8 protein-coding genes are annotated in these 7,297 nt (G+C 67.4%); 6 read left to right on the forward strand and 2 right to left on the reverse strand.

Going from position 1 to position 7,297, the window contains the following annotated elements; translation table 11 throughout:
* Nucleotides 1-46 precede the first annotated feature (46 nt).
* The 4 genes from AX681_RS05245 (at nt 47) to AX681_RS05260 (ending at nt 3,870) form a co-directional block, all read left to right on the forward strand.
* Nucleotides 47-1,132 (forward strand): Zn-dependent alcohol dehydrogenase, encoded by a 1,086-nt coding sequence (locus tag AX681_RS05245; protein ID WP_066660939.1) that lies wholly within the window; start codon nt 47-49, stop codon nt 1,130-1,132.
* Entirely contained in the window at nt 1,129-2,190 is a 1,062-nt protein-coding gene (locus tag AX681_RS05250) for a phosphotransferase family protein (protein WP_066660938.1), read from the forward strand. The genes AX681_RS05245 and AX681_RS05250 overlap by 4 nt, the downstream gene beginning before the upstream one ends.
* A gap of 115 nt (nt 2,191-2,305) precedes the next feature.
* Nucleotides 2,306-3,070 (forward strand): SDR family NAD(P)-dependent oxidoreductase, encoded by a 765-nt coding sequence (locus AX681_RS05255; protein WP_066656711.1) that lies wholly within the window; start codon nt 2,306-2,308, stop codon nt 3,068-3,070.
* Complete coding sequence (locus AX681_RS05260) at nt 3,070-3,870, forward strand: SDR family NAD(P)-dependent oxidoreductase (protein ID WP_066681918.1); 801 nt, start codon at nt 3,070-3,072, stop codon at nt 3,868-3,870. The genes AX681_RS05255 and AX681_RS05260 overlap by 1 nt, the downstream gene beginning before the upstream one ends.
* Before the next feature lie 129 nt (nt 3,871-3,999).
* Here AX681_RS05260 and AX681_RS21825 read toward each other — a convergent pair whose 3' ends face one another.
* Nucleotides 4,000-4,173 carry a hypothetical protein gene (locus AX681_RS21825; protein WP_156442775.1) on the reverse strand — a complete coding sequence of 58 codons (174 nt, stop codon included), beginning with the start codon at nt 4,171-4,173 and terminating at the stop codon, nt 4,000-4,002.
* A 96-nt stretch (nt 4,174-4,269) separates the two neighbouring features.
* Here AX681_RS21825 and AX681_RS05265 point away from each other — a divergent pair, with 96 nt between their 5' ends.
* Together AX681_RS05265 and AX681_RS05270 are read left to right on the forward strand one after the other, a co-directional pair.
* Nucleotides 4,270-5,409: an energy transducer TonB gene (locus AX681_RS05265; RefSeq protein ID WP_066681919.1), complete on the forward strand. Its 1,140-nt coding sequence runs from the start codon at nt 4,270-4,272 to the stop codon at nt 5,407-5,409.
* A 74-nt stretch (nt 5,410-5,483) separates the two neighbouring features.
* Nucleotides 5,484-6,191 carry a TonB-dependent receptor gene (locus tag AX681_RS05270; RefSeq protein ID WP_156442776.1) on the forward strand — a complete coding sequence of 236 codons (708 nt, stop codon included), beginning with the start codon at nt 5,484-5,486 and terminating at the stop codon, nt 6,189-6,191.
* A gap of 132 nt (nt 6,192-6,323) precedes the next feature.
* Here the strand turns inward: AX681_RS05270 and AX681_RS05275 are convergent, their stop codons facing one another.
* Nucleotides 6,324-7,214: an acyl-CoA thioesterase gene (locus AX681_RS05275; RefSeq protein WP_066660890.1), complete on the reverse strand. Its 891-nt coding sequence runs from the start codon at nt 7,212-7,214 to the stop codon at nt 6,324-6,326.
* Between the last annotated feature and the right edge of the window lie 83 nt (nt 7,215-7,297).

The raw sequence follows: 7,297 nt of genomic DNA on the forward strand, positions 1-7,297 counted from the left end.
ACCCCAACCCCTCCCCTGAAGGGGAGGGGCTAAGAAGGGAGAAGATGTGAAAGCAGCAGTCCTGTTCGAGGCCGGCAAGCCGCTCGAGATCCACGATATCCGTATCGACAAGCCCGGTCCGCGCGAGGTGCTGGTGCGCACCGCCGCATGCGGCGTGTGCCGGTCGGACCTGCATTTCGTCGACGGTGCCTATCCGCACGCCATGCCGACCGTGCCGGGGCATGAGGCAGCGGGCGTGGTCGAGGCGGTGGGGAGCGAGGTCACGCGGCTGAAGCCCGGCGACCATGTCATCACCTTCTTCACCGTCTTCTGTGGGTCGTGCGAGTTCTGCGTGTCGGGCCGCCCGTCGCTTTGTCTGGACAATTCGACCCGCCGCCCGGCCGATGCTGCCCCCAAGCTGACGCTCGCCGATGGCACGCCGGTCAACCATTTCCTCAACCTGTCGGCCTTCGCCGAGCAGATGCTGATCCATGAAAATGCGTGCGTCGCGATCAGCAAGGACATGCCGCTCGATCGCGCCGCGTTGCTCGGTTGCGCGGTGCTGACAGGAGCGGGGTCGATCTTCCGCGACAGCAAGGTGACGCCGGGCGAAACGGTCGCGGTGATCGGGTGCGGCGGCATCGGCCTGTCGGCGATCAACGCCGCGAAGATTGCGGGCGCGGGCAAGATCATCGCGATTGATCCGGTGCCCGAGAAGCGCGCGCTGGCGCGGAAGATGGGCGCGACGCATGATCTCGACGCCATGGCCCCCGATCTGGTCAAGCAGGTGCTGAAGCTCACCGATGGCGGCGTGCATTATGCGATCGAGGCGGTCGGGCGGCCGCAGACGGCGGAGACCGCCTGGCACGTGCTGCGCCGGGGCGGTACCGCGACGATCCTGGGCATGATCAAGCCGGGTGAGTCGGTCAGCATTCCGGGTCCGACCTTCCTGTCGGGCAAGAAGCTGCAGGGCTCGCTCGCCGGGTCGATGCAATTCCCGATCGACCTGCCGCACCTCGTCCAGATGTATCTCGACGGCGTGCTCGACCTCGACACGATGGTGGCCGAGCGGATCAAGCTGGAGGACATCAACCACGCCTTCGACAATCTGCGACAGGGGGACGCGGTGCGCTCCGTGATCGAGTTCGCATGACCAGCCCGGCGGGACATCGCGGCGGGCAGCCGATGGAGCAGGTCGACGATCTCGACACCGCGCGGCTGACCGCATGGATGGAGGCCAATGTCGCGGGCTTCGCTGGCCCGCTCACCTACGCCAAATTCCCCGGCGGACAGAGCAACCCGACCTATCGCATCGATGCGGCGAGCGGCGCCTATGTGCTGCGGCGCAAGCCGTTCGGGCCGCTGCTCCCCTCGGCCCATGCGGTGGATCGCGAATATCGCCTGATCGCGGGGCTGCATCCGACCGGCTTTCCCGTGGCGCGGCCCTATGGGCTGTGCGAGGATGACGGGGTCGTCGGATCGGCCTTCTACATCATGGAGTTGGTCGAGGGCGCAACCTATTGGGACGGATCGCTGCCCGACAAGACGCCGGAGCAGCGCACGGCAATTTATCACGAAATCTGCGACCGGCTCGCGCAGCTGCATGAGACCGATTACGTCGCGGCTGGCCTTGGCGATTACGGCAAGCCGGGCAGCTATTTCGAGCGACAGGTGGGGCGCTGGACCAAGCAATATCGCCTGGCCCAGACCGACGATCTGGAGGATGTCGAGAAGCTGATCGAATGGCTGCCGCGCACCCTCCCGCCGCAGACGCGCACCAGCATCGTCCATGGCGATTATCGCATCGACAATATGATCTTCGACGCCGACACGCCGCAGGTGAAGGCGGTGCTCGACTGGGAGCTGTCGACGCTGGGCGATCCGATGGCGGATTTTTCGTACCTGCTGATGAACTGGATGATCCCGGCCAATGGCGCGTCGGGCATCGGCGGCATTACCGGGGCGGAGACGGGCATTCCGACCGTCGAGGCGATGGTCGAGCGTTACTGCGCCGCGACCGGGCGCGACGGCATCCCCGACCTCAACTGGTATTTCGCGTTCGGCCAGTTCCGGTTGATGAGCATCGTGCAGGGGATCAAGCGCCGCCTGCTCGACGGCAATGCCAGCAATGCCCACGCCGAGGAGACGGCGGCGCGGGTGCCGGGGCTGGCCGCGAGCGCGTGGGAGTTTGCGCGCAAGGCTGGGGCCTGAAATCCCCCTCCCGCTTGCGGGAGGGGTTAGGGGAGGGCCTGTCCCTCCAAACTGGATACACCGTGTGCGGACAGGCCCTCCCCCGGCCCCTCCCGCAAGCGGGAGGGGAGAGGATATGAGCCTGTTCGACCTGACCGGTAAGGTCGCCATCGTCACCGGATCCTCACGCGGGATCGGCAAGGCCTCGGCCGAGGCGCTCGCCGATCAGGGGGCGCGTGTCGTCATCTCCAGCCGCAACCAGGATGCGTGCGAAGAAGTCGCCGCCGCGATCAACGCCAAACATGGCGACGGCGCCGCCATCGCCATCGCCGCGAGCATCTCGCACAAGGACGCGCTCCAGCATCTGGTGGACGAGACGCGCCGCGTGTTCGGCCGCATCGACATCCTGGTCTGCAACGCCGCGTCCAACCCCTATTACGGGCCGCTGGCGGGGATCGCGGACGAGCAGTTCCGCAAGATCCTCGACAACAATGTCCTGTCCAACCACTGGCTGATCCAGATGGTCGCGCCCGAGATGCGCGAGCGCAAGGACGGCGCGATCGTCATCATCTCCTCGATCGGCGGTCTGCGCGGGTCGCCGGTGATCGGGGCGTACAACGTGTCCAAGGCGGCGGACTTCCAGCTCGCGCGCAACTATGCGGTCGAATATGGTCCCGACAATGTCCGCGTGAACTGCATCGCGCCGGGCCTGATCAAGACCGACTTCGCCCGCGCGCTGTGGGAGAATCCCGAGGCGGAGAAGCGGGTGAACCAGCAGACCCCGCTGCGCCGTTTGGGCGAGCCGGAAGACATTGCCGGCGGCGTCGTCTTCCTTGCTTCGGCGGCGGGGCGCTACACGACGGGGCAGGCTTTGGTGATCGATGGCGGGGTGACGATCTGATGGCGCGCTTTCACGACAAATCGATCATCGTCACCGGTGCGGGCAGCGGGATCGGCCGCGCCGCCGCGATCCTCTTCGCCGCCGAAGGGGGGCGGGTGATCGTCGCCGACAAGACCGAGGGCGCGGACGAGACGGTCGCGCTGATCGCTGCGGCGGGCGGCACCGCCAAGGCGATCCGCATGGATGCGGGCAGCGAGCCGGACGTGATCGCCACGGTCGATCTCGCGGTCGCCGAATTTGGCGGGCTCGACGTGCTGTTTGCCAATGCCGGCATCTCGGGCGGCATGGCCAATTTGTTCGATACTACGCCCGAGCTGATGGCCGAAGTGCTGCGCGTGAACCTGATCGGGCCGCTGCTCGCGATCAAGCATGGCGCGCCGAAGATCGCGGAAAGAGGGAAGGGCGCGATCGTCCTCACCGCCAGCGTCGCGGGCATCCGGTCGGGCGCGGGCAGCCCGGCCTATTCGGCGTCCAAGGCGGGGGTCATCAACCTCGCCGCCGTCGCCGCGCAGCAGCTGTCGGGCTCCAATGTCCGCGTCAACGCACTGTGCCCCGGCCTCACCGAAACCGGGATGACCAAGCCGACCTTCGACTATGCGCGCGAAGCCGGGAAGATGGACCGCGTCGGCCGGTTGAACCCGCTGCGGCGTGGCGCTCAGCCCGAGGAACTGGCGCGTGCGGCGCTGTTCCTGGCGTCGGACGATGCGAGCTATGTCAACGGCCAAGCGCTCGCAGTCGATGGCGGGCTATCGTCGAGCCACCCGGTGACGCGACAGGAATATGGGAAGACGGCGGTATAACCGACCATCGGTGCTTCAACGCGCTTATGACACCGCAAGGCGCCGAAGCGCTGGTGGTTTGAATATTGTGACCGCCCGTAAGTTGTTCTTTCCACTGACCGATCTGCCGGTTGGCAACCAATCGGACAATCAGTGCCAGAAAACCTGTCCAGCATCGCCAGCACGCGCTGTGCCGAGCAGTCCCTCGACGAAGCCAAGCGTGCCACGTGCCCAGCGGACCGCAAGTTCCACCTCGATCAGGCGGCAATCTACGCCCATCTTGCCGAGCAAGCGCGGCGTCATTGCGGGGAGGACAGGTGACACGCGCTGTTGCAAACTCGCTCCCGCATCCAGCGGCGTTTTCGATGCGTGCGAGCTAATGCCTTGATCCGGTAACAAAAAGCGCCGACGCTGCGCTTCATGCTGACGCTCCTCGCCGCCGCCGCCCAGACCGCGACCATCTCCGTGCCGCCGCCAGCACCGCCGCGGTCTCCCACGCATCTGGCGGCGCCGGTCATCCAGACGCCGCCCTATCGCCCGCATCTCGTGGACTATGAGGGTGCGACCGCACAATGCGGTGGGCAGATCGTAACGCCGCTGGCCGCCGTCGCGCCCTTCACCCAGGTCGCCCGGCTTGGGGTCGAAGCGGCGCGGTCCTACGAAATGGGGTTCACGGTCGGCGAGGATGGCCGCCCGCTCGGGATCACGCAGCGGGTCGCGGCGTCGGGGCCCAAGGGCTATGTTCAAGCCACCGACCTTGCCCCGGCGTTCAGCCTGTGGCGCTTTCCGGCCAGCGCGGTCGGAGCCGCCTGCACCATGACCTTCACCGCGCGGAGCGTCCCGCTCGACCGCGCGGCCCCGGCCGATCTCTACCGCATCGCGGCGCTGCGCATGGCGAACCCGTCCGAGTTCCAGACAATCATCCAGCAAATCCGCAAGTCGGGCGACTGCGCCGGGCCGGGGCGTCCGCGCATGTTGCTGCGCGCGTTCATCGACGATCGCCGCATTCCCCAGACGCCGGGCGTGCCGTCCTATGCCGTTGCCAGTTTCGATGTCGATGCCGATGGCGTACCGCAAAATCCGGGCATCGTCGCCAGCGACGGCAACCGCGTGCTCGAGGCTGCGGCGAGCGATGCGGCGGCGCGCAGCCGCTATGTCGGCAACGCGCCGCGCACGCGCTGCACCATCCCCTTCCGCCGCGCGGCGACCGATCCGGTTCCCGCCCCGCCAATGCCGCCCAAAACGGATTATCCAGAGGCACGCTGCCCCGAACCGGTGCGTTGGGCCCGCCCGCTCAACCTCGAATTCCCCGACGCCTTTCGCCGCCGCGCGATCGAGGGCTGGGCGATCGTGCGCTACGACCTTGCACCCTGGGGAGCGACCGGGGCGGTGACCGTGCTCGCCAGCGAACCCGCTGCGGAGTTCGGCGAGCAGGCGCGCCGCATGATCATCGCCGCGCGCGCCGAAGCCGCGCCGAACGGGGCGCAGGGCTGTATCGCGCGCGTGCACTATCGCATGGCCGGGCGCGACGATCCCGACGACGACGCGCCCGGTTTCTGACGCGTCCTGACAGCCGGTTGACCGGGCGTGGGCAAAGACCGACCCTGCACCCGGCACCAAGCGGGAGCAGGATCATGCGGATCATTCGGGCACTGACGGCAGCATCATTGATGGTCGCGAGCATCCTGCCCGTTGCGGCGCAGGAGGTGATGGTGACGGCCACCCGATCGCCGAGCAACCGCGACGGCTTTCAGGGCACGTCGATCCCGATCATCACGTTGCGGCGCACGGCGGATTTCGCGGTGCAGCGCGTGTCGATCACCGGCGATACGCGCGACGAGGCGCTGCGGCGCAAGGAAATCTACACGATGGTGCGCAGCGCGATCGAGCAGGCGGGCAAGCATGGCGTCGAACTGGCCACCGGCGACTACGTGGTCGAGGCGCTGACGCTCGCCAATTATGGCGACCTGCTGCTCAGCCGCGACGGGCGGCCGGATTCGGAGCGGACCAGCTTCATCATCAAGGTGAAGCTGGAGCCCGGTATGGACGCCCGCGCGGCGCTCGACCGTATCGCCAAGTTCATCAAGGCGGTGCCGCCGGCCGGGCGCGCGCAGATCGAAAAGAGCGGTGACATGACGCTGTCGGTGCTCAGCCCCGACCAGTATCGCAACAAGATCATCGAAATGATCGCCGCCGACGCCGCCGCCACCGCGGCGCGCTTCGGTCCAGGTTACGGGGTCGAAGTGCGCGGGCTGGACCGCCCGGTCGAATGGTCGCGCGCGAGTTTGACCGAGGTGTTTCTGTACCTGCCGGCGGCGTATGTGATCGTGCCGAAGGCGTGAGGGCCCGCGTAATCTCCCCTCCCGCGAGCGGGAGGGGCCGGGGGAGGGCCTGTCACATTAGCGGACGGCCTGTTTGAACAGGACCTCCCCTAACCCCTCCCGCGAGCGGGAGGGGGACTTGCTGCCCGCACCTCACCCCTCCCGCATCCGCATCAGCCCTTCCTGCGCGACGCTTGCCACCAGTCGCCCGTCGCGGCTGTAGATCCGCCCGCGGTTGAACCCGCGCGCATGGCCGGCCCAGGGGCTGTCGGTGGTGTAGAGCAGCCAGTCATCGGCGCGCAGCGGCTCGTGCAGCCACACGGCATGGTCCAGGCTCGCGCTCTGCAACCCGCGCGTCATCCAGTTGACGCCGTGCGGCATCGTCGCGGTGCCGAGGAGCATCATGTCGCTGGCGTAGGAGAGCACCGCGCGGTGCAGCGCCGGGTCGTCGGGCAAAGCGGCGGCGGTGCGGAACCAGCTATGCTGCACCGGGTCGCGCTTTTCCGGCTTGAACCAGTTGCGCGGATTGCAGGGGCGGATTTCGATCGGGCGCGGGCGCAGGAAGAAGGGACGGAACTTCTCCGGCACATGATCGCGGATTTCCTCGCGCAGGTCGAATTCGGAGCGCAGGTCTTCCGGCCCCGGTACGTCCGGCATATCGGCCTGATGCGACAGACCGTCCTCAGGCCGCTGGAACGACGCGATCATGTTGAGGATCGGCACGCCCTGTTGCAGCGCGATGACGCGGCGATTGGCGAAGCTGCCGCCGTCATAGTCGCGCACGACGCGATAGATGATCGGGAAATCCTCATTGCCCGGCCGCATGAAATAGGCGTGGAGCGAGTGCGCGTCCTTGCCCTCGACCGAGCGTTGCGCCGCCTGAAGCGCCTGCGCGATCACCTGCCCGCCGAACACGCGTCCGACCCCGCCGGGCTGACGCGCGCCGCGATACAGGTCGACGTCGATTGTTTCGACGTCGAGCAGGTCGACGAGTTGGGTCACCTGTTCGGCAGCGGTCTCGGCACGTTTTTCCGGTTCGCTCATGTTCATTCCTTAAGCCCCTCCCCTTTAGGAGTGGCGGGTTGGACTGCCCCCGGCAGTCCAAGCCCAGTCCGGGGGACTGGGCG

This window comes from Sphingomonas sp. CCH9-E2, from assembly GCF_001557215.1.
In the GTDB taxonomy this organism is placed as follows: Bacteria; Pseudomonadota; Alphaproteobacteria; order Sphingomonadales; family Sphingomonadaceae; genus Sphingomonas.